This is a genomic window from Paenibacillus sp. P46E, from assembly GCF_001909095.1.
In the GTDB taxonomy this organism is placed as follows: domain Bacteria; phylum Bacillota; class Bacilli; order Paenibacillales; family Paenibacillaceae; genus Paenibacillus_AQ; species Paenibacillus_AQ helianthi.
Genome location: NZ_LVYZ01000099.1, coordinates 153560 through 179894, shown reverse-complemented (window position 1 = coordinate 179894; position 26335 = coordinate 153560). Strand labels below are relative to the sequence as shown.

At 50.4% G+C, this 26335-nt stretch carries 34 protein-coding genes; 5 read left to right on the top strand and 29 right to left on the bottom strand.

Features of this window, described 5'->3' with window-relative positions:
- Positions 1-52: 52 nt before the first annotated feature.
- Together A3849_RS30830 and A3849_RS30825 are read right to left on the bottom strand one after the other, a co-directional pair.
- Positions 53-1087, bottom strand: coding sequence for an HD-GYP domain-containing protein (locus tag A3849_RS30830; RefSeq protein WP_074114871.1), 1035 nt, complete (start codon positions 1085-1087; stop codon positions 53-55).
- A 144-nt stretch (positions 1088-1231) separates the two neighbouring features.
- The gene (locus tag A3849_RS30825; RefSeq protein ID WP_143191947.1) at positions 1232-1594 is read right to left on the bottom strand and encodes a hypothetical protein; all 363 of its coding nucleotides are present in this window, start codon (positions 1592-1594) and stop codon (positions 1232-1234) included.
- Positions 1595-1784: 190 nt separating this feature from the next.
- On the opposite strand from A3849_RS30825, the gene A3849_RS30820 reads away from it, so the two are divergent.
- Positions 1785-2090, top strand: a complete 306-nt coding sequence (locus tag A3849_RS30820) for a Dabb family protein (protein WP_256701120.1) — start codon at positions 1785-1787, stop codon at positions 2088-2090.
- Here the strand turns inward: A3849_RS30820 and lepB are convergent.
- The 9 genes from lepB to A3849_RS30775 form a co-directional block, all read right to left on the bottom strand.
- Positions 2087-2584 (bottom strand): signal peptidase I, encoded by a 498-nt coding sequence (gene lepB / locus A3849_RS30815; protein ID WP_074114869.1) that lies wholly within the window; start codon positions 2582-2584, stop codon positions 2087-2089. The two genes, A3849_RS30820 and lepB, sit on opposite strands and share 4 nt — an antisense overlap.
- 26 nt (positions 2585-2610) lie before the next feature.
- Positions 2611-3012: a DUF4265 domain-containing protein gene (locus tag A3849_RS30810; protein ID WP_074114868.1), complete on the bottom strand. Its 402-nt coding sequence runs from the start codon at positions 3010-3012 to the stop codon at positions 2611-2613.
- Between the two features lie 43 nt (positions 3013-3055).
- A complete protein-coding gene (locus tag A3849_RS30805; RefSeq protein WP_083613744.1) occupies positions 3056-3922 on the bottom strand; it encodes an SDR family oxidoreductase in 867 nt (288 codons plus the stop codon).
- Positions 3923-4014: 92 nt separating this feature from the next.
- Positions 4015-5157 (bottom strand): GNAT family N-acetyltransferase, encoded by a 1143-nt coding sequence (locus tag A3849_RS30800; RefSeq protein ID WP_083613743.1) that lies wholly within the window; start codon positions 5155-5157, stop codon positions 4015-4017.
- The gene (locus A3849_RS30795) at positions 5154-6470 is read right to left on the bottom strand and encodes a F390 synthetase-related protein (RefSeq protein WP_074114865.1); all 1317 of its coding nucleotides are present in this window, start codon (positions 6468-6470) and stop codon (positions 5154-5156) included. Before A3849_RS30795 ends, A3849_RS30800 begins: the two co-directional genes overlap by 4 nt.
- Positions 6467-7321: an MBL fold metallo-hydrolase gene (locus A3849_RS30790; RefSeq protein WP_074114864.1), complete on the bottom strand. Its 855-nt coding sequence runs from the start codon at positions 7319-7321 to the stop codon at positions 6467-6469. The genes A3849_RS30795 and A3849_RS30790 overlap by 4 nt, the downstream gene beginning before the upstream one ends.
- Positions 7318-8310: an NAD-dependent epimerase/dehydratase family protein gene (locus A3849_RS30785; protein ID WP_074114863.1), complete on the bottom strand. Its 993-nt coding sequence runs from the start codon at positions 8308-8310 to the stop codon at positions 7318-7320. Before A3849_RS30785 ends, A3849_RS30790 begins: the two co-directional genes overlap by 4 nt.
- Complete coding sequence (locus A3849_RS30780) at positions 8310-9539, bottom strand: ATP-grasp domain-containing protein (protein ID WP_083613742.1); 1230 nt, start codon at positions 9537-9539, stop codon at positions 8310-8312. Before A3849_RS30780 ends, A3849_RS30785 begins: the two co-directional genes overlap by 1 nt.
- On the bottom strand, positions 9529-10530 hold the full coding sequence (locus A3849_RS30775) for a beta-ketoacyl-ACP synthase III (RefSeq protein WP_074114862.1): 1002 nt from the start codon (positions 10528-10530) through the stop codon (positions 9529-9531). Before A3849_RS30775 ends, A3849_RS30780 begins: the two co-directional genes overlap by 11 nt.
- 391 nt (positions 10531-10921) lie before the next feature.
- Here A3849_RS30775 and A3849_RS30770 point away from each other — a divergent pair, with 391 nt between their 5' ends.
- On the top strand, positions 10922-11737 hold the full coding sequence (locus A3849_RS30770) for a hypothetical protein (protein ID WP_083613741.1): 816 nt from the start codon (positions 10922-10924) through the stop codon (positions 11735-11737).
- Positions 11738-11837: 100 nt separating this feature from the next.
- On the opposite strand, the gene A3849_RS30765 is transcribed toward A3849_RS30770, so the two are convergent.
- The 14 genes from A3849_RS30765 to A3849_RS30705 form a co-directional block, all read right to left on the bottom strand.
- Entirely contained in the window at positions 11838-12629 is a 792-nt protein-coding gene (locus A3849_RS30765) for a lipid II flippase Amj family protein (protein ID WP_074114861.1), read from the bottom strand.
- A gap of 142 nt (positions 12630-12771) precedes the next feature.
- On the bottom strand, positions 12772-13167 hold the full coding sequence (locus A3849_RS30760) for a ribosomal maturation YjgA family protein (protein ID WP_256701119.1): 396 nt from the start codon (positions 13165-13167) through the stop codon (positions 12772-12774).
- Positions 13168-13200: 33 nt separating this feature from the next.
- A complete protein-coding gene (locus A3849_RS30755) occupies positions 13201-13674 on the bottom strand; it encodes an NUDIX domain-containing protein (RefSeq protein WP_074114859.1) in 474 nt (157 codons plus the stop codon).
- Between the two features lie 58 nt (positions 13675-13732).
- The gene (locus tag A3849_RS30750) at positions 13733-14188 is read right to left on the bottom strand and encodes a DUF4362 domain-containing protein (RefSeq protein ID WP_074114858.1); all 456 of its coding nucleotides are present in this window, start codon (positions 14186-14188) and stop codon (positions 13733-13735) included.
- A 163-nt stretch (positions 14189-14351) separates the two neighbouring features.
- Positions 14352-14879 (bottom strand): putative ABC transporter permease, encoded by a 528-nt coding sequence (locus A3849_RS30745; RefSeq protein ID WP_074114857.1) that lies wholly within the window; start codon positions 14877-14879, stop codon positions 14352-14354.
- A gap of 177 nt (positions 14880-15056) precedes the next feature.
- Positions 15057-15818 carry an ABC transporter permease gene (locus A3849_RS30740; protein WP_074114856.1) on the bottom strand — a complete coding sequence of 254 codons (762 nt, stop codon included), beginning with the start codon at positions 15816-15818 and terminating at the stop codon, positions 15057-15059.
- Entirely contained in the window at positions 15811-16578 is a 768-nt protein-coding gene (locus A3849_RS30735; RefSeq protein ID WP_074114855.1) for an ABC transporter ATP-binding protein, read from the bottom strand. The genes A3849_RS30740 and A3849_RS30735 overlap by 8 nt, the downstream gene beginning before the upstream one ends.
- A gap of 15 nt (positions 16579-16593) precedes the next feature.
- The gene (locus A3849_RS30730; protein WP_074114854.1) at positions 16594-16944 is read right to left on the bottom strand and encodes a DUF1048 domain-containing protein; all 351 of its coding nucleotides are present in this window, start codon (positions 16942-16944) and stop codon (positions 16594-16596) included.
- Between the two features lie 12 nt (positions 16945-16956).
- On the bottom strand, positions 16957-17304 hold the full coding sequence (locus tag A3849_RS30725) for a DUF1048 domain-containing protein (protein WP_074114853.1): 348 nt from the start codon (positions 17302-17304) through the stop codon (positions 16957-16959).
- Positions 17301-17609 (bottom strand): PadR family transcriptional regulator, encoded by a 309-nt coding sequence (locus A3849_RS30720; protein WP_306010727.1) that lies wholly within the window; start codon positions 17607-17609, stop codon positions 17301-17303. The genes A3849_RS30725 and A3849_RS30720 overlap by 4 nt, the downstream gene beginning before the upstream one ends.
- A gap of 230 nt (positions 17610-17839) precedes the next feature.
- Positions 17840-18025 (bottom strand): hypothetical protein, encoded by a 186-nt coding sequence (locus A3849_RS30715; RefSeq protein ID WP_074085202.1) that lies wholly within the window; start codon positions 18023-18025, stop codon positions 17840-17842.
- A gap of 191 nt (positions 18026-18216) precedes the next feature.
- Positions 18217-18390 carry a hypothetical protein gene (locus tag A3849_RS33260; protein ID WP_167374635.1) on the bottom strand — a complete coding sequence of 58 codons (174 nt, stop codon included), beginning with the start codon at positions 18388-18390 and terminating at the stop codon, positions 18217-18219.
- 96 nt (positions 18391-18486) lie between these two features.
- Positions 18487-19026, bottom strand: a complete 540-nt coding sequence (locus A3849_RS30710; RefSeq protein ID WP_074114851.1) for a hypothetical protein — start codon at positions 19024-19026, stop codon at positions 18487-18489.
- An 84-nt stretch (positions 19027-19110) separates the two neighbouring features.
- Positions 19111-20013 (bottom strand): ArsR/SmtB family transcription factor, encoded by a 903-nt coding sequence (locus A3849_RS30705; RefSeq protein ID WP_074085200.1) that lies wholly within the window; start codon positions 20011-20013, stop codon positions 19111-19113.
- 150 nt (positions 20014-20163) lie between these two features.
- Between A3849_RS30705 and arfA the strand changes: the two genes are divergently transcribed.
- On the top strand, positions 20164-21672 hold the full coding sequence (arfA, locus tag A3849_RS30700; RefSeq protein WP_074114850.1) for an arabinosylfuranosidase ArfA: 1509 nt from the start codon (positions 20164-20166) through the stop codon (positions 21670-21672).
- Positions 21673-21737: 65 nt separating this feature from the next.
- Here arfA and A3849_RS30695 read toward each other — a convergent pair whose 3' ends face one another.
- Positions 21738-22427, bottom strand: coding sequence for an LrgB family protein (locus A3849_RS30695; RefSeq protein WP_074103672.1), 690 nt, complete (start codon positions 22425-22427; stop codon positions 21738-21740).
- On the bottom strand, positions 22424-22834 hold the full coding sequence (locus tag A3849_RS30690) for a CidA/LrgA family protein (RefSeq protein WP_074114849.1): 411 nt from the start codon (positions 22832-22834) through the stop codon (positions 22424-22426). Before A3849_RS30690 ends, A3849_RS30695 begins: the two co-directional genes overlap by 4 nt.
- Before the next feature lie 315 nt (positions 22835-23149).
- Here A3849_RS30690 and A3849_RS30685 point away from each other — a divergent pair, with 315 nt between their 5' ends.
- On the top strand, positions 23150-23533 hold the full coding sequence (locus tag A3849_RS30685; RefSeq protein ID WP_074114848.1) for a winged helix-turn-helix transcriptional regulator: 384 nt from the start codon (positions 23150-23152) through the stop codon (positions 23531-23533).
- Positions 23534-23632: 99 nt separating this feature from the next.
- Here A3849_RS30685 and A3849_RS30680 read toward each other — a convergent pair whose 3' ends face one another.
- Positions 23633-24013 (bottom strand): YkvA family protein, encoded by a 381-nt coding sequence (locus tag A3849_RS30680; protein WP_074114847.1) that lies wholly within the window; start codon positions 24011-24013, stop codon positions 23633-23635.
- A gap of 135 nt (positions 24014-24148) precedes the next feature.
- Here A3849_RS30680 and A3849_RS30675 point away from each other — a divergent pair, with 135 nt between their 5' ends.
- The gene (locus A3849_RS30675; RefSeq protein ID WP_074114846.1) at positions 24149-25237 is read left to right on the top strand and encodes a low temperature requirement protein A; all 1089 of its coding nucleotides are present in this window, start codon (positions 24149-24151) and stop codon (positions 25235-25237) included.
- Positions 25238-25342: 105 nt separating this feature from the next.
- Here the strand turns inward: A3849_RS30675 and A3849_RS30670 are convergent, their stop codons facing one another.
- Entirely contained in the window at positions 25343-26314 is a 972-nt protein-coding gene (locus A3849_RS30670; RefSeq protein ID WP_074114845.1) for an acetylxylan esterase, read from the bottom strand.
- Positions 26315-26335: the final 21 nt, after the last annotated feature.

The window sequence follows — 26335 nt, the reverse complement described above, 5'->3', positions numbered from 1 at the left end:
TCCGCTGCGAAACGGATGGGATAACCTTTTGTCATGTCTCGTTATGCTTAGGCTATAAAATGATTTCTTCAACCGACAGGCTGCGTTCGCGGGCCAAATCCCTGAATACATTATCCACTTTAACAAGCGGCTTGAACATGTCGAGCGGGTTATTCATCACAATCGTGCCGATTTCCCCATTGGAAAGCTGAACATTTTTGCCGACAAAGCCTGGAAGAAGATGTCCCGTAAGTGCCTGGACCACCGTTCCGTTCAGCTTGCCGAAGCCCATTTCATGAACTTTGCGCAAGACGGCAACGAGCCCTTGCTTCGGCTGATTCAGCCTGGAGGTAGTCAGGCCCATATAAATATTCGCCACAGTAACAATTTCAGTGTACGGATGAATCTCATTCTTAAGAATCTGGTTCGGATACCCTGTTCCATCCTCAAATTCATGATGCTGGAGTGCCACGAGTGCTGTCTTCTCATCCATCTTGGAGCCGCGGATAATATCATATCCATAGGTGGTATGGCGTTTCAGCTCTTCCTCCTCGCCAGGAGTCAGAACTCCGGCTTTGTTCAAGATGGACAGAGGCACTTGGCTTTTGCCGATATCATGCAGGTAACCTGCACGGCTGATCTCATAACGCTCCTCTTTGGAGTGGCCCAGCCAAGCAGCGATATAATACGACAGCAGACCAACTTGCAGCGAGTGGTGATATGTATCAATGTCGTCGCGTTCCAGCAATAACAGCAAGGAAACGACATCTTTCTGGGCATCCAGCGTTTCGAGCAGCGGCTGTAGCGTGTCGTCCACCATGGACTGAGTGAAAGAGCCTTGGGCCAAAGCTTCCAGGAAGATCGATTCGTAATTCTGGATGGTATGATCAAAATTGTCATTTAGGCTGTTACTGAGTCCATTTCCGCTCTCAGCATGGCTTATCGTGCGCGGCTCAATATCTACATACTCTATTTTGTGCCGGATCAGGATGGTGATTTCCTCACGCTGAACAACTGTTCTCTTGGGGAGAACGTGCAGGCCTACACTATTGAAAGTGTCTGTCAGAAGACAGTCGCCGTGTTTAAGATCCGTGACATGAACTTTCAAGTCTCAGCACCCCTTTTTATGTATAGGAATATTTCCCTCAATCTTTACTTGATCATAGCCCAAAAGCTGGCAAAGTAACAATATGGTTAAAGTCACGTTCCCTGTACCAGAGTAGGTATATTGAATCCCCGACTTTAGCCTCTTCTACATCCATTTCACGAATCTTTTATAGGTCAGCTTGACCCCGTTTGCCTCTGCCCAGCCGGTCAATTCTTTCATTGACTGGGCGCGGTCATCTATAAAACGAAAGGTTAGACGCATAGGAGCAATCCTTTTGCCAATCGGTTTGATGCCCACAACCGGTCCGTCAATTTGGATGGCTTGAATCCTCTGAGCGTAGATGGTTTCACCACGAATTTGCAGCGAATCGGTACTCCATTTGATCTCTGCAGCCGGCCGCAGGGCATTCACAATCGACAGCACAAGGAGAACAATAAGCATAACAAGCATGACTACTATAATATAATCCACAGTAGAATAAGGACGATATGGATTGTGTGAATTCAACGTCCAAGATTCTATTGCAATAAGTAATATAAACGACAGCATTGTTCGTAAACTCAACGGAGTTTTAATTCTGGATACAGGTAATTTGTCCTGCATAATATTTTTCCTTTCACGAATCGGAATGATGGAACCATATCCTTGAGCAGGTTATACAGCTATAATCGAAATAAAAACCTCGGGAGGACACAAAATGATGTATGAACATCTTGTTGTTTTTAAATTTAATGAGCAATATAGGTCCGAGACTGGAGAACATCTCGTACAGACGCTTATGGCGCTGAAGAATTCGATTCCCGGGATTGTGGAGCTTAGTGCAGGTGTAAATAAAACGGAAGAAACGGAGAATATCCATGGATATACGCTGGGGCTTCGCGTGACCTTCAGAGATCAGGAAGCCCTGCGCCAATATGGACCCCATCCTGCACATCAGCATTTTGTGGGGCTGCTTGAGGGGATCATTGAGAATGTCGTGGTGGTGGATTACCCAATTTATTAGAAAAGATTATTAACATCCACCAGAACTTTGCCAATCAGCTTATCTTTGGCTACAAAAGGGGTGCTCCACAGATGGGCATCATAGCTCGTATTCCGGTTATCGCCCAGAAAAAAATAGTGGTCTGCAGGAACTGTGACCGGCCCGAACGCGTAGTTCATCTTTTCCTGGAGATAAGGCTCATCGACCCTGTCGCCGTTTCTGTACATAGCCCCGTCCTTGATCTCAATCGTATCTCCCGGCAGCCCCATGAGGCGTTTGACATACTTTTTCTGTTCATCGCCGGGCACCGGCGGGTTAAATACGACAATATCACCATGCTTCAGTGTGGTTAACCAGAGCATCTTCTCCACCAACAGCCGGTCGTTGATCTGTATCGTCGGAATCATCGAACCGGTTGGGACTTTCATGGCTTCAGCTACATATGTACGGATAAACAATGACAAAACAATCCCGATGGCTATACTCGGAACCCATTGCTTGAGAAATTTCTTCATATTCTATCTTCCTTTCAGTTCACGGATTATATATCAAAACGTTCAAGAATCAGGGCCATTTCGGCCTCAACGTCAACTTCAGAGTACTTGGAAATATGGATCACCAGCAGACCGCCAAAGATTTGCTCCCATTTGCCCTCGCATGTTGTAATCCGGTGTTTGAACTCATGTATTTCCCGCGACCCTGCGGCCTCCTTACTCAACAGCCAGGCATATCTGGCATAGCCCGATTTCTGCACCGTTTCCACATAGTACGCAATCCCCTGCTTCTCCTCGACCCGAATGATGTCCCCAAGAGCGATGCACGGGTTAAAAATCGGCGTTTCTTCAATACGGTATTTGCCACGCGCCACCGGCGTCACATCCAGAATCTCAATTTCCCGGCCAAGCTCATCAAAGCAAATATGCAGTCCCACCTTATCCGGCACTAGGCACACCTCCATTCTTGTCAGACATCATCCTGCCTGTAATTCACTTCATGTTCTTAAGAGATTTGGCGATAATCCCTTCGAACACCTTCCAGGGCAGCAGTGTTTTACCAATCACCAGCAGACGGGAGCCCTTGCCGACTGGGTACCGCAGCCTTGGAGCCTTCATTGCTGTGATCCGTGCTATCAGCTCGGCAACCTGATCCGGTTCGGGTGCGGTCTCTGCGCTCTGCCGGGAATAACGCAGTACATCGGCAAGCTGTTTCTGATAGGGAGAATTCTCGTGGGTATGCATCCCCTCCAACCCTTTGCCCCAGATCGGTGTACGGAACGAAGCAGGCTCCACCAGTACAACCCGAATCCCAAATGGACGCAGCTCCTGGCGCAGGCTTTCACTGAAGCCCTCCACGGCGTATTTGGAGGCGGCATAAGGGGCATATCCGGGAAATCCGGTCAATCCGCTGACGCTGCTGACATTGATAATCAGGCCCGCCCGCTGACTCCGCATCATAGGCAGTACTGCCTTAGTAACCTCAATTAGACCAAAAAAGTTCGTATCCATCTGCCGCCGCCATTCCTCCATGCCCACCTCTTCCACAAAGCCGCCGACAGCAAAACCTGCATTGTTGACCAATACATCAATTCTTCCGAATATCTCCATAGCCGCTGCTATTGCGAACTTAATGGACGCTGAGTCCGTAACATCCAGGGCCATTACATGTATCCGCTCTGAAACCCCGGCTGCTTCAGCCTGCCGAAGCAGCTCTCCCTGGCGGCTCAGGTCCCGCATAGTGGCTGCGACATGGTAACCTTCGCGGGCCAGCGCCAGTGCAGTCAGCAGACCGAAGCCGGAGGAGGCACCGGTGATGAGGCCAACTTTATTTGCATTCCGCCCGTTTTCGCTGTTCATCATTGCACCTCTTCAAAGTTTTGTGAGCTTCGCTTCTTGGATTTTACTTCATGCAAAACCAGCTGTGATAGCTTTAGCGTAAAACAAATCCGTTACAGCTTCAACTTTTGGATCAAGGGTATGCCTACCCGCCGGAGAAGCAGCCCGAGAAAGGACCAGCCGGAACGGTTCAGCCAGGATGTGCCTTTGTCATACACTGCCGAGAATTCTGTGGCGGCCACTGCTCCGCGGTTGCGCTTGAATTGACCTACCCCCGAGCTCTCATGCAGCAGTTCTCCACGGCTGGCAGCAAGATCAATCAGCACAGCAGACAGCATCCGGTACAGTCCGGTCGACTGCGGCAGCGAAGTATCATAGCCGAACAGCGGCGCCGTCATCGCACCCTCCCGGCTGTAGAAGCCGAGTACGGCGTCTAGCCTGCCGTTTTTGCGCAGACCGTGTACATGGAGTGTGCGCTTCTCCAGGGCAAGGCGGATGTAGGCTGCGGTGAACTTCGGATTATGTTCCGAATATTTATGGATATACAGCTGCTCATAGAGCTCCACTATGCGGTGGATATCCTCATCCGTAATCTGACCAGGCCCATCAATCGTATAGCCATGTTTGTCCAGCAATGCCCGGTCACGCTTAACCAGCCATTTAGCCTTCGACCCCGTAGGATGCTGCAACAGATAAATCTGGCGGCTTGGCACCCATTTACAGCCATAGCCGCTAAGTGCGTCCATTATTGGCCCGGATGTTTCCTGGCTCAGGGAGCGAAAGAGAATCGTATAGCCGGGATACTCGGAGCGGAGAAAGTCCAGCACCTTCAGTAACTGGTCCGGATTCACCGGAGGATACAGGTTGGTGGACAGCAGCCAGTTATTGACCTGAACCACCCGGTTGAACCTGGCAGTCTTCAGCAGATGGCCCATTCCCCGCAGAAGTGCAGCCAGGGTTTCCTCCAGCAGCCGGTTATTCAGCAATGCAAGCTCCTCATGAGCATAGCTGACATAATGCGTGTACGGAGAGCAAACATAGGAGTTTGCATACTCGGCCTCATTTACGCTGATTGGTATGGGCAAGCCGTCAACCGCAACTACCTTGACCGCAGTTCGCACATTGGCAATAAAATGTTCTACAGGATGCTCCAGCAGGGCTGAAACGTATTGCTGCGCATAGCGGCCATATTCCGTATCCGGCCAGTTCAGTTCCCTGATGCTCTCCCTGTCGTATTGAATCACTTCATCCTTCAAAGCTTCCAGCTCCTCTCCACCCGCCGCAGCTTCACCGGTCCAGGTGAGAAGCTATATTCGGTGAACTGAAGCTGCGGAGGAATGCAGCAGAGCCGGGTGAATAACCGCGAGAATTCCCCGGTTAACAGTGAATTAATATCCTCTGTGCTTCCCTCGCGTGTGCGGTATGAAATTTCCAGATCCAGCGGACTGCGCTGAATAACCCGGTAATGCTCGATCTCCGGTGAAGCTGCCATTACAGCCCGGGTGATAAAATCGGGGAACAGTGTAACCAGCTGGCCGTTCTCCGAATGGGGCAGATACAGAATATCGTCGCATCGGCCTTCAATACGTTCTATCCCCGTAAACAATGAACCGCAAGGACAAGGCGCAGCCAGTTCGGTCAGTATATCATTCAGCCGGTAGCGGATAATAGGCTGGACCTTTCTTGAAAAGTCCGTTACCACCGGCACGAAACGTCTGGATTCGCGGTCCAGATACTCTTTTTCAATATGAACAATATCTTCATTAAGGTGCAGCGTGCCGTACTCACAGGTAGATCCGAGAAATCCCTCCGTACACTGGTAAGCCTGATGCACCTTCTGCCCGAAGGTCCGTTCAATATGCTCCCGGTCCAGCGGGTCCAGAACCTCCGCTACGGAAATCAGGCGGCGGGGCTGAACGCTCAAGCTGCCCGACAGATACGCTTCAGCGAGCAGTCGAAGCATGGACGGCGGCGCGATCCAGATGTCCGGACTGTACTGCTCCAGCCTGGAGACCAGCTGTGCGACCGGCTCCAGCAGATCAAAATACTGAAATTGCAGCCGCCCTTGTCTGACTGATTCATAGAGATTGCTGTTGGCCCGCAGGAAAAAGGCGATCTTCGCCCGTTGCCACAGTCCTCCCGGCAGCAGCTTGGCCAGTACAGTTCCTGTCCAGGCAGCCTGTTCTTCTTCACTGACAAGAAAGATCCCCCGGCTTCCTGAAGTTCCCGACGACAAACCAACCGTAATCCCATGGAGTGTAGGCTTAAAATGGCGGCTGTTCTCTGCTTCATAAGCCTCAGCGAAAGCTATGTCTTTGGTAATCCCCACTGTATTCAGCGTATCAAAATTATCCATCATGAGCTGCTTCTCAATGATCGGAAATCGGTGCCACTCTGCGGCGGGGATATTGGCCCACAGATCACGGTAATAAGGGGATGCCTGGCGGATCTGTTCCACATGATGCCGAATCCGCTTTTCCTGCCACAGCTCCAGCGCTTCCCGGTTCTTCCAGCGATGCCGCCGCCTTGTAAGGCTGTAATACCGGAGCGTGCGCAGCAGCCGTCTCATTTCACACCGCCTGTTCCCCAGCGTGCAAGTGCCTCGCGGCAGTGGCTGGGTACAATCCGCAGGTTGGGAAAGTTCTCGTGGATCTGCCGCAAACGGTCAAAATTCAGCCGGTATTCTCTGCGGTCAGACATAATGAGACTGGCTACGGGATGCGGCCTGCGGTTCTCGCGGAAAGCCCTGCTCGACCATACGGTATCCGCGCAGAGCAGGTAGTCACAACCGCCGTCAGAGACGAACAATCCGATCATCCCGGCAGCATGGCCAGACATTTCCACTGCCAGCAGACTGCCGTCGCCAAGCAGATCGTAAGCATCCCTGAAGGGAAGTCCAGAGTCCAGCGGGCGTTTGGGCGAGTGCTCGTCTATAGGCAAAGAACGGGCTGAAAAGTCTTCTGGAAGCAGTCCTGGAAGAAATCCGGCCCTAAGCGCCTTAATGGTTCCAAGCCTGCGAACGGCCTCATATGCCTTCTGTAAATAGATGAACTTTGCCCGGGGGAAGTCCCGGACACCGCCGATGTGGTCCGCATGAAAATGCGAAAGCACCATGTAACGGATCTCTTCGGGTTGAATACCAGCTTCCCGGAGACGCTCCACGGCACTTTCCCCTTCCTTGAAAACTACCGGTGTAATATGGCGGTACAGTGAAGCCGGAAGCTTCGCTGTCTCCTGAAAGAATCGGGCACTATAGCCTGTATCGAATAGGATTGGTCCATGCTGTGGGTGTCTCAGCAACACGTAACCAGCCGGAAATGCCACAGGTCTGATCGTACCGCCCTTCAGTGTCAGCATTTCGGGATGAACGCAGTATCCTGCGGACAAAATGGACACCGATACTGGAATTGAAGTCATCATTTCTGTTCTCTCCACCATTCCGCGAAGGACTGAAGACCTTCGTCTATAGTTACACGGGGATAATAACCAAGCTGGGCCCGCGCCTGTGAAATATCGAGCGTCTGAGAGACACCGAGGGCCGAAGCCGAATAACGGGTAAGCATCGGTTCGCCCAGGAATGGAAACAGCTTATGTACCCCTTCCAACATTCCCGCAACAGCATAAGCGGTAGGATATGCAATCTGTCTGCTATTCAGTGGCATCTCTAACCGGGCAAACAGCCGCTCAAGGAGCTCCCTGAACACGACCGGCTCGCCGTTGGTGATATTGTAGGCTCGCCCGGCCGCTGACAGCGGAGCACTACAGCAGAGCAACATGGCGTCGATGAGATTCTCAACGCAAGTCACATCTATTATTGCGCCTCCTCCGTCAAGCAACGGTACCCCTTTACCTTCATTAGCCTCCAGCAACCGCGGAAACAAGGCATTGTCCATAGGGCCGAAGATTGCTCTCGGACGCAGTATAAATGCCGTCAGCCCCTTACTTACCGCCTGTTCCACTACCTGCTCCGCTATTCGTTTGGTTGCTGCATAGCTGTTAGCCGGTTTCGGCGGAAGCGGATCTGTTTCCCGAATGCCGAACCGGCTTTTGCGGCTGGAATATAGGCTTGGGGTCGATATATGAATCAGCCGCTGGACCCTATGCCGCTTGCAGCCCTCAACTATGTTCCGTGTAGCTTCTACATTACATGTGTAAAATTCACTATATTTGCCCCAGGGCGAAGAAAGTGCCGCACAATGGAATACTATCTCCATACCCGTGCACGCACGGACCGTAGCTTCGCGCTCCCGCAAATCCTCACGTAGAAACACAGCACCAGCCTGTTCAATCTGTTCGCCGGCCTCCCGGTTTCGCCCAAGACCGTATACCTCCCAGCCCAGTTCTACAAGCCTCTGAACCGTATGACGGCCAAGAAAGCCGGTCGCGCCTGTTACAAGTGCTCTAGCCATCACTCACCGTTCCATTCTATATCTTCAGTCAGGGCTTCAGTAACCGATATCTTATTCCGTCTGGCAAGACGATAGGCTTGGTAGACGGCGCGAAACTGCTCGAGGAAGGGACGCATGTCTTGCTTGCGGCAGATCACATCCTCAGCAGCACGAAACGACCTGTTCCACCTATTCAGGCCCCCCGGTCCGGGCCGCAGGCCGCAGGCGAGCATGGGAAGTGTAAGCATGGCTTTTTTGCCTGAACGAGGTATATTGACGTTTCCGTGCTGCGCAAGCAGCTCTGGACTCAGCAAAGCCTGCACCAGCCCATCCTCAGGAGCAAACAGATGAATTCCGCTGGTCGCGCGCGGGTTGCATTCGATCGGGTACAAAATATCGTCCTCCGCCTGGATGAAGTCGAAGCCGATCTGGCCGCTAAATCCGGTGGCACGGACAAAACACTGTATCCACTCAAAAGCTCCCGGATGCTCCAATGGTTCAAAATACACGCTTGCTCCCGCCTTGCCGGTCCGGTACCCGCTGCCATAAGCAGCATGCGCGGCCAGCTCACCTTGATGCACGACACTGTAAGTGCATATGGCCGCTCCCTTGATAAACTGCTGCGCCACCCAGGGAGCGGCGGGACAAAGACCTGGAGGAGCAGCAAGACTGCGTGATCCGGCAAGGCCTTCCCGATCTCCCGTGAACTTACCAGGCAAAATGACTTTGGAAGCAAACCTTGAATATGCCGGCTTGTATACCCAGGCCTCGCCCATACGTGCAGCTTCATCCATCTGGTTATTCCATTCCTCAGGGCTGCTGAGCAGCCGTGTCGCAGGGACAGTAAATCCCAGTTCCCGGGCCCATATAATGAAGTCGGCCTTGTGATGCAAGCGGGCCAGCATCTCCCGTCCCGCAGAGAGTACGCGGCAGCCAATGATGCGGTCAAGACTGGCCGAGATATAAAAAATTTCCTCGCACAGCGGAATCAGCACATCAATATCCAGTTCCTCAACCAGCCTTGCCAGCGCATCAATATACGCCGCCGGATTATGCCTTGGCGGGGGTACACGATAGCTGCGTTCCACGGCCGAAGAAACCCGGCATAGATGATATCTGGCGCTTTCAGCAACATATACCTGGTGTCCAGCGTCCCGCAGCAGCCGGGACAGCTCCAGTGCCACAGGTGCCCTTCCCCCGGTAATGAGCACATTCTTCACTGCCGGATTGCCGGTCGGATCAGTAGTCAATAACCATGCCTCCCAGTGACAGGCCTGCCGCAGTACCAACGAACAATATGCGGTCCCCGCGCTGCACCCGTCCTTGAACGATTGCTTCATGCAGCCCCATGGGGATCGAAGCTGCGATAGTATTCCCATGTCCAGGAGTATTGTCAAGGAATCTTTCCTCAGCAATACCCAGCTTTTTGCGGAGCAGCCGCATCGCCATTGCACTTCCCTGATGGGGGATAACCAGACGGAAATCATTCATTTGCGTATCTGTCTGCGTCAGCATTTCACTGATAAATTCCGGAAGAAGCTTGGAAGCTTTTCGAAAAATAGCCTGCCCGTCCATATGAAATAAATAAGGCAGGCTATTCTCCTTGGTGTATTTTTGGGCATGCAGCCTGGTACCTCCGCCGGCAATCTCCGAGTAACGCGCACCGCTGCTGTAAGTTTTGAGCGAGGCATGAAGAATCTTCGAAGCATCTCCGGCTGAACTAGGACCGATGACCACTGCAGCCGCCCCGTCGCCAAATAGCGCCGCACTTTCCTTGTCCTCATAATTAAGTCCAGCCGAGGCAATCTCCGTAGCTACCAGAAGCACGTTCCGGTATCTGCCTGCTTCCACCATATAAGACATGATATCCAGACCCACCAGAAAGCTGAGGCATGTTGAGTCAATATCAAATGCCGGGACACCGGAGTCCTCCTGTCCCATCGCCTGCTGGATAAACACTGCCGTACTGGGCAGGGGCTGCTCTTTAGTTCCGCTCGTGCATACCAGGCAATCGATATCGGAAAAGCTCAAGGCCGCTGCTGCAAGCGCAGCTTCAGCGGCCTTGGCACCCATACTAGAGGCCGTTTCACCCTCTCCGGCATAATGCCGTACGCCTACACCCGTTATTTTGCCGACCCAGCCAGCAGGTGTGCCGAGTATCATGTCCAATTCCTCGTCCGTCACCTTCCTTGCGGGTAAATACTTGCCGGTCCCCAAAATTTTCACATGTCTAAGCTGCACGATGTCATCTCCCTGTCTATACTGCTTCTGCTGCGGATTTTATCCAATATTGTAAACTATAGAACTATTCTACTAGATTTCTTGAACCAGTTACACAAGTAGAAACGCCTACGCCGTCCTTTTTTAAGGACGGCACCGTTTCAGCGAGAAATAGAAGGATAATTTATAGCGCGAAGCATATAAATTCTTATATTTTTAAAAATAGCAATAGATAATCAAATAAGCGAACCTGCGTTCTTTTTTTGTTGACGATCCCTTGATTACAAGCTATAGTTAAAGGACAAATTCCATACGATAAGCGGGAGAAGCACCTCGCAGGACAGGCCTTTGCGCCTTTCTTGGGGGTGCTTTTTTGCGTCTATTATCGACTATATTACAGGAGATGATGAGAATGAAAGCAGGAATACGGAAATGGAATGCTGCTTCTGAACAATGGAACGGCGCAGGCTTTTACCGCAAATGGATAGGAATGCTGGTTCTGCTGGCAATGTTCTGCGTATATCTTCCTCATGCTGAAGCTGCAACTGACTGGGACTCCGCTCTGGAAGAGATTCATACGATGTACAGCGATTATACCGGACTCCAGGTGACATTGAAGTCTGAGGGTACGAGAACCCAGACACTCCGCAAGCAGAATAATGCGGATCTCGCAGCCATAAATCTGAAGCTGAAGACCGTTGATTCCGTCTTGCTGAACCGGTTGAAGACGGAAGCTGAAGCGATAAAGAAGAAACATTCACCGCTATTAGAGGAATACAGTTCACTCGGCAAGCAGATCACCGCAGCCCGCAAGGCCGGTAATCTGAAGTCGGCAACCCTGCTGGAGATTAAAAGGAACAAACTGAAGGCCGCTGCAACCGCTGCCCGGTCCGAAGTCAAGGCGAAGAATACCCTGCTAGCGGAAGCCCGGGCACTTACAGCAGCCAAGTTAAAACCGGCCAAGGATGCCCTGGCTCCCATAGCCGGTCTCAAGAAGCAAATTGCAGCTCAGAATAAAACGGCCAGCACTGCGCAGGCAGAGCGTGCAGAGGCAGATAAACGATACAAAGCCGCTATCGCAGCGGGCGACGCCATCACCGCTGCGGCGGCGATGAAATTGTCTTATGCCCGCATGGGCGAGCTTCGTACGTTCGGGCAGCAATCGTATGCCTGGGAGCAGAAGATCACGCTTGCACTCAGGGCAGCGGAAGCCAAGCTGCCTAAATGAGCCGGCGGCTGAATGCGCCAGAAGAATGAAGCCATGAAGCCGCTGATACAACAGCTTTTCTATGTATAGGGGTAGTGTTTCTTTTGCGCTTGGGGCATCATCAGATCAGCTGCACCAGCCAGATAATCGAATGGGCTGCAGGCACAAGCACAGCCTGACCAAGCAAGGTTCCAAGAAACCGTGAGCCCATCAGGAGGACATATATTTTGCCCAGCTGATCCCTGGAATCCGCATTTTCAGTAGCCTTATGGGTGATAATGCCAAGCTGAGGGTCGATGAAGATGGTCAGCATGATGGTAGCAAGACCATTGATCAACCCTGATGCCTGGGAGGCTGTTGTACTGAAAGCTGGTACCAGATGCGCCGCCATCAATGATGACAGCACACCGACCGTATAAAATCCGGTAACAAATATATTCATGACAATAAAGCGCTTCGGAATGCCCAGATAACGGAAGCTGCGCAGCTTCACTTTGGGCTTGCGGATGTACTTGCGGGTGTTCTTAAGCTGACTGATCGTCACACTGGTCAGCAGCTTGGGTATGGAACCTTCAATCTCCAGCTTGGAGATAATTCTGCCGGACAGCCCCACGAAGGTGGGGAATAAGGCAATAGCAAGCAATGTACCCAGTGAGGAGGCCAGCATGATGATCCGCAGATAATTTTCCAGAGGAAAGGTGTGATCAATCTTAGCAAGATCAACAAATTTGGCAGTAAGGGGGGCTTGAACCATATTGGCCGTTCTGGACACCAGCACGATGATTCCGGTCAGCGATAATGCAATGGCAATCTTGTTCAGCTTCACACCGGCAAAGCGCACCGAATAAGACAACGTTTCGGCCGTGTGAATGATCATGGTCAGCACGCACACTATGATTAGGTTATTCGTCATTAGGGGATCTCATCTCCATATCTGGCAGCATCTCCCTAAATATATATTCTTTAACCTCTATAATCCAGAAGCAATTTTGTAAGATTTATAGAATGGTTCATCGAAATACTTCATCACACAAGTGGCCTGCTCTGCTTGTTAGTTACTTATCCAGGCGTACCATGCGGGGCGAACAAATGTGGTCCAGCGCATAAGCGGACATTATCCCTGCCGTATACCGCAGAAGATCGATCCACAGGAACCCTTTTCCGAGAATCAATCCCCCAAGCACAGAATCACGAACCACGTTGATCCATTCACTCTGATAGAGCTGGCTGAATTCAATCCCGAAACTGAAACACAGGCTCAGGACCAGCGACAACCATCGTTGCCGCCGGGTAAACAGCACACGACAAATAAAATAAATCATTGATGCCCACAGCACATCTCCCAGATGCTTGGCGGCAAATAGTGGTATCCAGTCACCACATACTCTCGAGCTGAGTCCCAATACAATGCATATAAGAACAGCACAACCGTATACAATTTTGGCTCTCACTACTTTCATCCCCAATAATCATAATGGCAGGTATTATTCGAAAATGACCCGTTCTTCAGCAGAATCCCGCTTAAAAATCTCCGTTGGGAACGGGATAGCCAGTCCAGGTAGCTTTTCTTCGCTGAAAAACATCAGCTCCTCCGCCTCCCCGTCGATACTTCGGAGCGTTCCCTTGACGATAGAGCATTCAAACACAATAACCGAATATTGAACCCGGTCACCATTGTTGTACTCATATGTAAACTTCTCTCCACCGAATACCCCGATAATCCGAAGCGGGTTCACCATCAGTCCTGTCTCTTCATATACCTCCCTACGCAGTGCCCTGGATGGTGTCTCTCCTGGTTCAACGGCACCTGCAGGCAACCCCCACAGCTGTTCCCCACCCTTGCGGAGCAGAAGAACCGCACCTTCCTCATTTCTAATAATTGCCGCGACAGACGGCACCATTAACAGTTCACTCCCAACCTTCTCCCGTAGACCCCGGTAATACTCGGATATTGGCATAGTATCCCTCCTGTTTGTGGATTAGCAATATTTTATCCGCTGCGGTTCTGAATCACTTTTATCGTTCACCCTTGCGGAAAGAAATTACGGTGATTTTCTCATCCTTCGCATAGCCGTCGCAGTCTGACAATTCAACCTTGTAAAATCCAGCAGCCTCAGCAAGTCCGATTGCCCTGCATACATATTCCGTTTTCCCCGCACTTACGGCCATGCCGTCTCTGGAATTGTCCACGATCCAGTGGATCACTTTACCGTCGTTATAGAAATCATGAATAAAGGGTCCGCTGTCTATTCCCCACTGCAGCAAGGTCAGATTATCCCCTTTACCGTCGCCAAATCTGGCAATCGCTTCTTGCATCCGGGTCAGGTCGGCCTGGTCAAAATGTGTAATCAAATCCGGCTGATCTCTGTCCTCCTGCTTACCCGCTGAAAACAGCAGCAAGCCCGCCAACACCCCGATGATGAAGGTCTCCAGGACAATAACAACGGTACTAATCTTTGGAATTCTGCGCATTTGCCCTCCCGCCATACGTGCTTTTGTGGACTTCTCTCACTATATTTGACAACATTAGCATGTATTCCTTGTCTCCACAAACAGCAAAGGGACATTATCGGCCCGAAGGCTGACAATGTCCCTTGATTCTCTATATTCATTCGCATACTACTATACGCAAGTTTCAACCTTCCCCAAGCTCCATCACTTTCGCACCACGCCGCCAGGTTCGGCAGGTCCAGAGCAGATCAGCAGTAAGCATCAAAGCCATGAGCGGCAGCAACAGCATCCATATTGCTGATATAGGCTGATACAGCATCTCTACAAACGGCTGCAGACCATAAATACATAAAGTCGCCAGCCCCCACCAGTATAATGAGAATTTCAGACAGATATGTCCCCGCAATTGATAGGCCATACCCGAGTAATCCCACCACTGCTTATGAAAAGCATACTTCAGCAGCCAGCCGCTGGCATACTCAACGGCGGAAGGGATGATTAAAGCCAGAGCAATTAGGAGCGGCAACGGAAGGCTAAGGTCCTTAAGTGCCACCAGCAGCAACGGTGCGAAACCATACATTGGCTTGAAAGGCCCCTTGAGAAAGCCCTCCTTGCGGAAAGCCCCCTGGCTATAGAGATTATAGCTTCCTTCCAGCACCCAACCCAAAAAAGAATACAGCATAAAATAGAAAAAATATTCTCCCGCCAGCATCACACCTGGGGAATCTCCCAGCGAAAGCAGCTGTGATATCGAAATGGTTCCCGCCCCCACCCTTTTTTAGGTTTTATTGGGAAGTAGTATGCCCGGTACGGGACGGGAACCATCAAGGTAATTTTTGGTTATTTTAGGCAAAACCAGTTGGGATGGCTTCAAGCTCTTTCTGCCGGTTTAAGCTGCTTTCCGTTTGTATGCGCGTACCGCAAATAGATATGCAACCATCAGTATCCCTAAGCACCACGCAAGAGCGAGCCAGATATCATTGCCTACCGGCTGACTTGACAATAGAGCACGGATGGTTTCGACGATAGAGGTCACCGGCTGGTTTTCGGCAAAGGCGCGTACGGCTGAAGGCATCGTTTCGGTCGGCACAAAGGCCGAGCTAATAAACGGCAGGAAGATAAGCGGGTAGGAGAATGCGCTAGCCCCTTCCACCGATTTCGCGGACAGCCCGGCAATCGCTGCAACCCAAGTCAACGCCAGCGTAAACAGCACAAGTATACCGGTAACAGCGAGCCAGGGGAGGACGCCTGCCGATGAGCGAAAGCCCATAAGAAGTGCTACGAGAATGATGACTACAAGAGAAATGACGTTGGATACCAGCGAGGTCAGCACGTGCCCCCATAACACGGCAGAACGTGCAATTGGCATGGAGTGGAACCGCTCAATGATGCCCCTTTGCTTATCCAGAAACAGTCGGTAAGCCGTATAGGATATCCCGCTAGCAATCGCAATGAGCAGGATACCGGGCAACAGGTAGTTCACATAATTATCCGTACCGGTTTGGATGGCGCCGCCAAATACATAGACAAACAGCAGCATCATCGCAATCGGAGTAATGCAGACCGTGATGATTGTGTCCATACTGCGGAAAATATGACGCATGGAACGTCCAAGCATAACGCTCATGTCGCTGAAAAAGTAATTATTCATGATTACTCACCTCCCTTTTCCCGATGATTGCGAGGAAGATCTCCTCCAATGAAGGTTGTTTTTCCACATACTCCACCTTTGCGGGCGGGAAGAGCTTTTTCAGTTCCTCAAGTGTGCCACCTGCTATAATTCTGCCCTCATGCAAAATGGCAATATGATCGGCAAGTTGTTCAGCCTCATCCAAATACTGAGTGGTCAGGAATACCGTCGTGCCACCGTCCGACAGCTCCTTGACCATCTTCCATGCCTCAATGCGTGCCTCGGGGTCTAGCCCTGTCGTTGGCTCGTCGAGGAAAATGAGCTGCGGGTTGCCGATCAGGCTCATGGCAATATCTAACCTTCGGCGCATACCGCCCGAATAGGTGGAAGCCCTGCGGTCGGCGGCCTCAGTCAAGCTGAAGCGTATCAGCAGATCGTCAGCCACTTGACGCGGATTGGGGAGGTGTCGCAGTCTGGCGATCATGATAAGATTTTCCCGCCCGGTCAAAATCTCGTCCACGGCGGCAAATTGCCCGGTTAGACTGATGGCATGCCGTACGTTCTCGGGATCTGACGCAACGTCAAATCCGTTAACGGTGGCAGTGCCTCCATCCTGTTTGAGCAGCGTAGTGAGGATACTGACAATCGTCGTTTTGCCCGCGCCGTTAGAGCCGAGCAGGGCGAAAATCTCACCCCGCTTCACCTCAAAATCGATGCCCTTAAGGACTTCTGTGCCCTTAAAGGATTTTCGCAGACTTTTCACCTCAATTGCTTTTTCCATCCCGATATCCCCCTTTTACTTTATTTTATCCGTCCACTTTTTCATGGACTTGTTCACTTCTTGGTCAGCAGATTCCTGGTAGATGTCGGCATAGGTTTTTGAATCTTTGATTAGATCGTCACAGAAAGCGGCTACGTCATTGCCAGTCACTTGGAGCACGCCTTTTCCCAAGGCCGCACCCTCTTCAAAAAGATCGACAATCCCCGAAAGCAGCCCCGTATCTTCGGTTAATTCGACAGGACCGACCTTAAAGTAATATCGTTGAATCTCTTTATAAACAATCTGATAATCCTTAGGGAGGGCTTTGACACGGGCCACGTGCGCCCGCCACTCTTTTTTACCTTCGATGATATCCCGTATTTTCATGGGTTCCTCCTCCTATTCACGTAATTTTTTAGCGATATTGTTGTTGAGCTGCTCGCGCCATTTGTCACGATAAGACTTTGCCTCTTCTTCACCGGCCAGCGCAGAACAGAAGCCTTTGATATCGTCACCCAACACCTCTTGGACACTCTGACCGTCCGCCGCTGTTTCTTCAAGCAGGCCAAGCACACCGTCAAGAATTGGCATGAGGTTGCGACCGGTGAAATCGGAGTGCGTCCAAAGATTGGCTTTAATTTTCTCCCATGCCGCCTGATAATCAGCCGGCAGTTTTTGGGTTCGCGCTTCAAACATTTTGAATTCTTTAGTCATGTCGCTTCCGGTGATTTTTTCCCAAAAGTTCATTGTTTTCTCTCCTTTAACTCGTTAATTTTTGAGGATACGAACTCCCACTTTTCCCAGAACTTCTGAAGTTCCTCTCGCCCCGCATCGTTGATCGCAAAGAACTTTCGCGGCGGTCCCAGTTCAGAGGGTTTCTTGGTGATCTCCACCAGCTTATTTTTTTCAAGCCGGATCAGAATGGTGTACACCGTTCCCTCCACAACATCTGTGAAGCCGAGAGCGTTCAGCTGCCGCGTAATTTCGTAACCGTAAGTTTCTTTGCGGCTTATAATTTCAAGAACACAGCCTTCAAGCGACCCTTTGAGCATTTCCGTTAGATTTTCCAGCACAATCACTCCTTGCTATTCTGTATCACTGGTATGTAGTATTACTTACTACCGCTATAAAGTAACACGTAGTAGTTAAATTGTCAATAACATTTGCTCTGAAACGGATTTGATATTCAATTATGCTGCCCGGTAAGGAATAATAACAAAAAAAACATAACCCACAGGTTATGTTTATCATTCCGGAAGCCTTCAGTTGCGCTCCCTATGGATTAGTTTTTGTCCTGCTGTTCCTTAAGCAGTTGTGTCAACGACTGTCCATCATGCTGCCTTCTTAACGTCTCCAGCTTCATGTCGCTTCGTACGCCAAAGTCCGAGCCGTACTTTTTCTCAAGGTTGCCTACAAGCGCGTCTCCGCGCTTTTGCCGATACCGTCCGTTCTCGTTCCGACTCCGCATTAACGATTCCTCCCCGCAAAATGGATTGCCCAGAGACCTGTGAAATCTGTAATGAACTGGAGAATGAAAGCATGACTTTGTTGTACCTATTTTCAGTATACGTTATTTACCATTTGGTTCTCAACATGAATCCGCATCAAAAAAACAGACTACCAGCTACGCGTAGTCTGTCAGAAGACAGCATTCTGTCTTTAGTTCTTGGGAAGCGGATCAGGATGAGAGGTTTCCGCAGGTTTGGCTACCCAGTCATCGGCCTCCGGCTCAATGTCCACGCCATTCTCCATCTTTTTGCGTTCCGCAAGGGAATCGCCTTGTTTGCTTTCTTTATTGCGGATGTCCGCTTCATTTTCGAGTTGATCTGACATGTGAAATCCTCCTTTGCATAATGCTTTGCAGGTTAATGGGTTACTTCAGTTATAGTTACCCATTGAACTGTTTTGCAAACATGCTTTCTGTGAAGATCAGGGATTCCGGTCTGCCATCCGGTCCTGCCAGCGCTCAACCAGAGCGTGTGACTCCTTCAAGGCAGCCTCACGGCCGTCAGCAGAAAAAGTCATAATGATGTCCCCCGCTGAACCTGTAGAATCCCCTGTATTTAACATGTTATACAACTCACTGTAGGAACTCTGAACTGTGTATGAGGGACCGATCAACAAGCTCCATTGCTTATAGTCTGCGCTGGCAAACACCATTCCGATGACTGAAGAAGGATCGCCCTTCACTTCCGCACAAGTCGCTAAGCCATATTCAGGGGACAACCTGCATCTCTCCAGTACCTTGCCGTTCATTGTTATTTTACCTATATAACTTTTGGATTTCTCATCAAATACTCCCTTGAGCAGCAGGGTCACAGGCTGAGAATATTCCGGATTCTTCTCCTTGTAGGCAGTAACTGTAATCTTGCGGTCCACATGAAATACCTTGGGGGCGCTGACAAAACCGTATACTATAATTCCCGTCAGGGCGAGGACAGCAATGATGCCGTATAGCCATTTTCTCACCTGTGCCACCTCCATATTCTGAAAAGAACAGCGCACACGCACCATTTTTTAACAATATATGAAAGGTTATGGAGGAGCAAGCGTTTATTCGTAATACACCCTGAATACAATATCCTGCTCATAGTTTCCAAAGCCATGCCCGAACAGAGTTAATCCGCCACGTCTTCGGGTGCTGTCCTCCGCGGTCAACCGGAAACTCCACTGATCCTGCTGCCAGCACACATCGTCCAGAGTCACTGCTGAAATCTGCTGTCCGTCTATGTAACTGCCGCCCTTATTGATCCTCAGCACTTTAAGCAGTCCATATTGATTCACCTCTGCATTCCACCAGGATGGGGTCAAGCGCCCCCGCATCATGCCGAAGTCACCGGGACTGGTCCACTTGCCTAATTCAACCCCGTTGAGGGTAAAGGTAATATCCGAAGGCCATTTCTCGTTCACATGCGGAGCTTCCGAACCCATCTCCATCGAAATTTCAATTTCCTGCACCGTCTGATCCATAAAAAGATAATTTGGCACCTTGTACTCGACGTAGCCTTTGGCAAACCAGAGAATCCCGGCATCCACCCGTTCCGGGTCCAGAAAATAGCGCGGGTCATCATAATAGCCGATCAGTTTCTCCGTTGTGGCGATGCCGCATGTAGGTGCTGCCTGCAAATCCGTATATTGTCCGACGGGCACCGACACCTCCACTACTTTTCTGGAAATTCCGCGTGAGCCTGATAGCTTAATCTGTAAAAAATTTGCCGACAAGGAACAATATTTGTAGGTTCCGCTGCCGATTCTTTTCATTTGCGAGCTGACGATCCCGGCCCTTTGCAGCTTGGCGACATGAGAGCTTACGATCGCACTGCTCAGATAGAGGGTAGAAGCAAGCTCCTTGATATGCATTTCCCGGACACTAAGTAGATCAATTATCCGTAACCTTACTTCGCTGGCCAAGGCTTCATACACCTTTAGCGATTCAGCATTCGTTGTTAAGTACATACTCAGCAGCCTCCAAACCATAAGGATTAGCGAATTTATTAATCCTGAATTTTTATATTGCTAAGTATACCGTATGATTCGTATGATGTAATTAATAAAATAGATACTCAATTAATATTTATATTAATTCCGCAAAGGAGCAATTCATTTATGACTATTAAAGCATCTATGATTGTCGACAAAGACCTCCAGCTGGCAGAGGTTGACCCCCGCCTTTACGGTTCGTTCATCGAGCATCTGGGCCGGGCTGTATATGGCGGAATCTATGAACCCGGACACCCTACGGCAGACCGGAATGGATTTCGGCAAGATGTTCTGAATGCTGTCAAGGCACTGAATGTTCCGATTATCCGTTACCCGGGCGGTAACTTTGTCTCCGGCTATAATTGGGAAGATGGAGTTGGCCCCAAGTCAGAACGCAAGCAATCGCTGGAATTGGCCTGGTGGACCACCGAAACCAATCAAATGGGCACGAATGAATTCGCAGAATGGGCCAAGCTAGCCGGTTCCGAGGTCATGATGGCTGTGAATTTGGGTACCCGCGGCATTGACGCTGCCAGAAATCTGGTTGAATACTGCAACCATCCTTCCGGCTCTTATTGGAGCGACCTGCGGATCTCCCACGGGGTAGAAGCGCCTCACCGTTTCAAAACCTGGTGCCTCGGCAATGAAATGGACGGACCTTGGCAAATCGGTGCCAAAACCGCTGTAGAATACGGACGGCTTGCCAATGAAACCGCCAAAGCTATGCGCTGGGTGGACCCTTCGCTGGAGTTCGTTGCATGCGGAAGCTCGGGAAGTGGTATGAGCACTTTTGCCGAATGGGAAGCAACTGTTCTTGATCTGACTTATGACAATGTGGATTTCCTGTCGCTGCATACTTACTACAACAATAATGTGGGTGACACCCCCAATTTCCTGGCCAAGTCACTGGATCTCGACCAGTTCATCGACAGCGTGGCAGCGATTTGCGATTATATCAAAGCGAAAAAGAAGAGCAAAAAGAAAATTCATCTGTCTTTGGATGAATGGAATGTGTGGAAATCACAGGGAGAAAGCCGGATGGAGACGCATTGGCAGGTTGCCCCGCCGGAATTCGAGGATGTCTATAACATGGAGGATGCGCTGGTTGTGGGCTGCTGCCTGATCAGCCTGCTGAAGCACGCAGACCGGGTGAAGATGGCTTGCATCGCCCAGCTAATCAATACCATCGCACCGATTTCGACTGAAAACGGCGGCCCGTTGTGGCTCCAGACCACCTACTATCCTTACATGCATGCTTCTCTTTACGGCCGGGGAACGGTGCTTCATCCGCTCATTTCCAGTCCGAAATATGATTCCAAGGATTTTACAGATGTCCCTTACTTGGAAGCAGTGAGTGTATATAACGAGGAGCTCAGCGAGATTACAGTTTTTGCTGTGAACCGCCATTTGACTGAAGGGATGGAGTTTACCGTGGATCTCCGCAGCTTCGGGAAGACTACAGTCATCCAGCATACCGTTATGGATCATGAAGATCTTCAGGCGGCAAACACCAAGGCAAGTCCGGGCAACGTGCTTCCGCATGACCAGGGAACAGCTTCGGCAGAGGACGGCCGTATCACCGCCCTGCTGTCCAAAGCTTCGTGGAATGTAATCCGGCTCCGTGTAGAAAATTAAGAGGCAACTATAAGAGGCAACTTTTCGTATTTTTCAGAAATTCTTTAATGGAGCTTTAGTGGGCTTTAGTGGTACATGACCCAGGCCACTAAAGGCCCCACTATGGAGCCTACGATCGCACAGACCGTCATAGCTACCGAGCTCATAGACACTGACTGCTCACCATACTCCAGGGCTTTTGCTGTACCCAGGGCGTGAGAGGCAGTACCCAGGCCAATCCCGATACCGGATTCACTGCGGATTCTGAACAGCTTGATAATATAAGGTCCGCCAATGGCTCCGGTAAATCCGGCAATCATCACGAATACGGAGGTTAAGGACGAGTCACCGCCGAGGTTGCTGGAAATCTGGATCGCTACGGCTGTCGTAATGGACTTGGGCAATATCGAGAGCACATACAGCTTGGAAAAGCCCAGGCCCGCGGCCATCAGCAGTCCACTGAACATTCCTACCAGCAGGCCGATGACCGTCCCGCCAAGAATGGCCGGAAGGTTCTGCCACAGCACATGGCGCTGTTTGTAGAGCGGATAGGCAAGAGATACAACTGCCGGCCCGAGCAGGCGGTTGATCCATTCTCCGCCGATCATATAGGTATCATAAGAAATATGGAAGCCAAGCAGGAGAACTACTACTGTAAACGTTGCAGTCAGTGCCGGCAGAAGCACGGGAAGTCGAAACCGTTTGTAGAGCATGGACATAAACAGATAGATCCCAACATTCATTAGAACGAAGCCGGCAGCAAGCAAAATATTCATGCTTCGCTCCCCTTTTCGCGTACAACCGTTAGTTGAGTGTGATGGCTGCGGGCTGCACGGCGGCCCGTAATCCACTCGCTGGCATGCGCCGTCACAACCATGGTCAGTACACTGCTTACAACCAGTATGCCAATCATCAGCAGCCCGCGGCCGCTGAATATATCCAGGTGGTTCATAATTCCGGCAGTCGCCGGGATGAAGAACATCGGAAGATAGGCCAGAATGAACAAGGATCCTTCTTCAATCAGCTTCACTGGCACAATGTTGAACAGCAATAAAACAAAAAGTAGCAGCAACCCGACAATGCTGCCCGGGACCGGTAAATGCAGCAGTTTCTGCAAGTAATCTCCGGCAAGAAAGAATATGTACAATACTGCAACCTGGGCAATAATACGAATGATTTTCATACTGCAGGAATCCCTTCAATCTTGAAATGATAATCCGTTAAAAAGCTCACTTCATTAGACTATCAGAATTTTCAGCAAGTTTTCAATTCTTTTTCGAAGCTTTTATGTATTTTCAGGACTATCGCACACCAAAAACTGCTTGGCAGGAAGGCACGTTGCAGAACGCAGCCACCCGCAGAGCAGTTTTTTACATCCCGTACATGATTGACTGTGTGAAGTTCACACGGTTATATTAAGAGACATATTAACGCTTAGGAAGTACACACGTTATTGTGATGTAGTATACAAAATGATACTGAAGGAGTGGCACTATTTATGCGTGACCGTAAAGGCGGATTCGGTGAATGTCCAGGGGACGATAAGGCAGCCTGCCCTGTTGAGTTCACTCTTGATGTTATCGGCGGCAAATGGAAGGGTGTGCTGTTGTACCACATGATGGAGGATAAGAAACGGTTCAGTGAATTCCGCCGGATCTGTCCGGGAATCACCCAGCGCATGCTGACCCTGCAGCTGCGCGAGCTGGAAGAGGATGGCGTTGTCCACCGCGAAGTCTACCAGCAGGTTCCCCCAAAGGTGGAATACTCCCTGACGGAGTTTGGCCGCACGCTCGTTCCTATTATCCGGCTAATGAAGGATTGGGGCGAAGAATACCAGAGCAAACAGCTCTCCAAAGAAAGCTGTCCGGTGGAGAGTCTGTGAGGTGCAGCTTTGGCTGCACCTTTTTTCGTAACATCTATATCGTGTGCCCGCAAAGGTCATGAACAAGCTATGCAGCCATTGCCCCAATGTGCGGGGGGATTATAAGGTTTCCTGTTCAAAGAATGCCTCTGACTTCTGACGGTGTTCATCGGTTACCTGTCCGGCTATAGCTCTTACCCCCGCAGCAATAATTGCCGCATCATCAGTAAATCCCAGGCCAATCAGCGCATCCGGAATCGCATCTATGGGGGAAATGAAATAAGCCAGCGCCCCGAAGGCAATTCCTTTAGCCCACAAAGGGGTTTTGGCATCAATGGCACAGTAATACATGGCCACCGCATCTTTGGTAAACGGTATTTTACCAGCAAACTTTCGGGTCTTGCTCCAGAAGCTTTTTTTGACAAGCTGTTCATTCTTCTCACTGTATTTGAAATTATCCACTGCTAGTTCTGCAGGAAGCTTGTTACTGTCCTTCTCCATCTGCTAATTCCTCCTCTAAGTCTCAGACTGCCTTGCGTTCACCCGGAAAGAGCCTTTATTATAACATATAACCCGGAACTTTCCCTGTATACAGTCGACAGACCCGAAATCATCCGATCAGCAAAGGAGCGTTATATGACTGCAAAAAAAGTAACCTGGCTCGAGCTCTTCTATGATCTTTTGTTTGTAGCCGCTGTGTCCAAAGCCAGCCATGTGCTGCTGCATGTAGAGGACGAAACGCTCTCACCTCAGACATTGGGCAAATTCGTGCTGATTTTTATCCCCATTTGGTGGGCCTGGGTGGGACAGACACTATTTGTCAACCGCTATGGGCAGGATATTATCTCTCACCGGATTTTTCTGATTATCCAGCTATTCTTTGTGTTAATTATGACGGCCAGCCTGTCTCTGGATTTCGATCAGACCTATTATTCGTTTCTGATTGGATACGTTGGACTCCGTGCAATGACTGCAGTACAGTATCTTTTCGTTCGTACCAAGGAGAATGGGCATCTGAGGGCGACCGCTCATTATTTGGGTACCCGTTTTTGGGTGGGGCTGGTGATTTCTGCCTGTTCCCTGTTCTTTGATTCCTGGGTCCGTTACCTGGTGCTGTACGCGGGGATCGCCCTCGACATTCTCCTGCCATTACTGGGCCGAAAAATACTGGTCAAAACTCCGGCCAATACTCATCATCTGCTGGAGCGTTTCTCCCTGTTTGCACTGATTCTGCTAGGAGAGTCTGTGGTCAGCATTCTCGCTGTGCTGCAGTCGAGCGTCTGGACCCTGCAATCTGTCGGCTTCGCAGCCCTGACCTTTGTTCTAATCATCGCCATGTGGTGGCAGTACTATGACAACCTGGAGAAAAAAGTGGATAAAAATGTCCATACCGCCGGACAGACGATCATTTACGGACATTTGTTCATCTTTCTGTCGCTTTGTATACTGGCTGCCTCGATCCAGCTGCTGTTCCTGAACACACTGCATTATGAACTGATGCTGAATCTGATCTTTGGCTCTGTGCTGCTCTATTTTGCTTCCACAACCATGGTCTTTCACGTCTACCGTCATAAGCAGCATCAGCTGGGAATCGTTCATCTGGGGGTGCTGACAGCGATCCTCGTCTGCTTTTACATTCTGGACGTGGTGGTTCATGTGTCGAATGTAATGATTATGGGAGAGCTGGCGCTGTTCTTTGCCGTCTATGCCAAAATCACAACCTAAAGTCATGTCCTCCTTAACCGGTTAAATAGCTTCTCAAATGAAAAGGGGCGCCACAGCTGCATCTGCTGTGGCGCCCCTTAGTTCTCATACTATCCGCTTCCCGTTCTAGCGTTCGGCCAGACCCAGATGCTTCTGCAAGAAGAGAACCTTCTGGCGGTTATGGTATTCACTCACTTCATGTCCGGAGAATGGATAGTCCATAATCTGCTTATCCGTCTCCAGGCGGTTATAAGCGGCATAGACGCTTTCGGGCATGCACACCGTATCCTTCCAGCCGACAGAGATAAGAACCGGAGCCGTGATCCGCGGTGCCAGGTTCACGATATCGAAGTAAGCAAGCGTATCCAGCACCTGCTCAAGATGCTCAGGATACCTTCTTACATAAGCGCCGATTTCTGTTAGGGAGCTGGTTGAATTCAACACCCCAAAATCCAGCCGGCACAGGTTAGGAATATCTGCGGCAACAGCAGCGACCCGGGTACTTAGCGCACCTGCCAGCAGTGCAATCCCCCCGCCCTGGCTGCTGCCCGTAATCGCAATGCGGGACGGATCTACTCCCGGAAGCTGTGCCGCCGTTTCCAAAGCCCTGATGGTATCCATGGCGACCCCCAAATAATAGGAGCGTTCCTTCTCCAGAAGACCCTGGGTAATCCAGCCCTTTACCACACCGCTCTCCATCGGCAGCCGGTTGCCGGTCTCTCCAAGCTGTCCCCTTACATCCACGGCCAGAACGGAATATCCTAACAGCACCCATGAGGCGTACCGCTCCGGATATCCTCTATCACCGGTATAACCGGGGAACGTAACGATACAAGGACGCCGCTCCCCGCTCTCTCCAGCCTGGGCAGGCTGAATATGCCACGCATTGACCCTCGTATCGTCAAAGCTCTGAAAGCTGACTTTGTCCACCCGCATTCCCGGATACGGCGTCGCTTCAGGAACTGAAATCATATCCAGAGGTTTGCCCGCATACTCCGCAAGGATGCCATCCCAAAATTCATTGACTTTCCCCAGCTCCAAAGTCGGTTCAGGCCGGCAGTTCTCCAGTTCCTGCTTGCGCTGCTCTATCGTGTTCATTACATTCTCTCCTATTCTGTC

Excerpts from the sequence above, each read along its gene's own strand:
- A3849_RS30820 (WP_256701120.1), top strand. The coding sequence starts at position 1,785 with ATGATGTATGAACATCTTGTTGTTTTTAAATTTAATGAGCAATATAGG.
- lepB (WP_074114869.1), bottom strand. The coding sequence starts at position 2,584 with ATGAAGAAATTTCTCAAGCAATGGGTTCCGAGTATAGCCATCGGGATT.
- A3849_RS30805 (WP_083613744.1), bottom strand. The coding sequence starts at position 3,922 with ATGAACAGCGAAAACGGGCGGAATGCAAATAAAGTTGGCCTCATCACC.
- A3849_RS30795 (WP_074114865.1), bottom strand. The coding sequence starts at position 6,470 with ATGAGACGGCTGCTGCGCACGCTCCGGTATTACAGCCTTACAAGGCGG.
- A3849_RS30790 (WP_074114864.1), bottom strand. The coding sequence starts at position 7,321 with ATGATGACTTCAATTCCAGTATCGGTGTCCATTTTGTCCGCAGGATAC.
- A3849_RS30785 (WP_074114863.1), bottom strand. The coding sequence starts at position 8,310 with ATGGCTAGAGCACTTGTAACAGGCGCGACCGGCTTTCTTGGCCGTCAT.
- A3849_RS30770 (WP_083613741.1), top strand. The coding sequence starts at position 10,922 with ATGAAAGCAGGAATACGGAAATGGAATGCTGCTTCTGAACAATGGAAC.
- A3849_RS30765 (WP_074114861.1), bottom strand. The coding sequence starts at position 12,629 with ATGACGAATAACCTAATCATAGTGTGCGTGCTGACCATGATCATTCAC.
- A3849_RS30755 (WP_074114859.1), bottom strand. The coding sequence starts at position 13,674 with ATGCCAATATCCGAGTATTACCGGGGTCTACGGGAGAAGGTTGGGAGT.
- A3849_RS30750 (WP_074114858.1), bottom strand. The coding sequence starts at position 14,188 with ATGCGCAGAATTCCAAAGATTAGTACCGTTGTTATTGTCCTGGAGACC.
- A3849_RS30745 (WP_074114857.1), bottom strand. The coding sequence starts at position 14,879 with ATGCTGGCGGGAGAATATTTTTTCTATTTTATGCTGTATTCTTTTTTG.
- A3849_RS30740 (WP_074114856.1), bottom strand. The coding sequence starts at position 15,818 with ATGAATAATTACTTTTTCAGCGACATGAGCGTTATGCTTGGACGTTCC.
- A3849_RS30735 (WP_074114855.1), bottom strand. The coding sequence starts at position 16,578 with ATGGAAAAAGCAATTGAGGTGAAAAGTCTGCGAAAATCCTTTAAGGGC.
- A3849_RS30730 (WP_074114854.1), bottom strand. The coding sequence starts at position 16,944 with ATGAAAATACGGGATATCATCGAAGGTAAAAAAGAGTGGCGGGCGCAC.
- A3849_RS30725 (WP_074114853.1), bottom strand. The coding sequence starts at position 17,304 with ATGAACTTTTGGGAAAAAATCACCGGAAGCGACATGACTAAAGAATTC.
- A3849_RS30720 (WP_306010727.1), bottom strand. The coding sequence starts at position 17,609 with ATGCTCAAAGGGTCGCTTGAAGGCTGTGTTCTTGAAATTATAAGCCGC.
- A3849_RS30715 (WP_074085202.1), bottom strand. The coding sequence starts at position 18,025 with ATGCGGAGTCGGAACGAGAACGGACGGTATCGGCAAAAGCGCGGAGAC.
- A3849_RS33260 (WP_167374635.1), bottom strand. The coding sequence starts at position 18,390 with ATGTCAGATCAACTCGAAAATGAAGCGGACATCCGCAATAAAGAAAGC.
- A3849_RS30705 (WP_074085200.1), bottom strand. The coding sequence starts at position 20,013 with ATGTACTTAACAACGAATGCTGAATCGCTAAAGGTGTATGAAGCCTTG.
- arfA (WP_074114850.1), top strand. The coding sequence starts at position 20,164 with ATGACTATTAAAGCATCTATGATTGTCGACAAAGACCTCCAGCTGGCA.
- A3849_RS30695 (WP_074103672.1), bottom strand. The coding sequence starts at position 22,427 with ATGAATATTTTGCTTGCTGCCGGCTTCGTTCTAATGAATGTTGGGATC.
- A3849_RS30690 (WP_074114849.1), bottom strand. The coding sequence starts at position 22,834 with ATGAAAATCATTCGTATTATTGCCCAGGTTGCAGTATTGTACATATTC.
- A3849_RS30685 (WP_074114848.1), top strand. The coding sequence starts at position 23,150 with ATGCGTGACCGTAAAGGCGGATTCGGTGAATGTCCAGGGGACGATAAG.
- A3849_RS30680 (WP_074114847.1), bottom strand. The coding sequence starts at position 24,013 with ATGGAGAAGGACAGTAACAAGCTTCCTGCAGAACTAGCAGTGGATAAT.
- A3849_RS30675 (WP_074114846.1), top strand. The coding sequence starts at position 24,149 with ATGACTGCAAAAAAAGTAACCTGGCTCGAGCTCTTCTATGATCTTTTG.
- A3849_RS30670 (WP_074114845.1), bottom strand. The coding sequence starts at position 26,314 with ATGAACACGATAGAGCAGCGCAAGCAGGAACTGGAGAACTGCCGGCCT.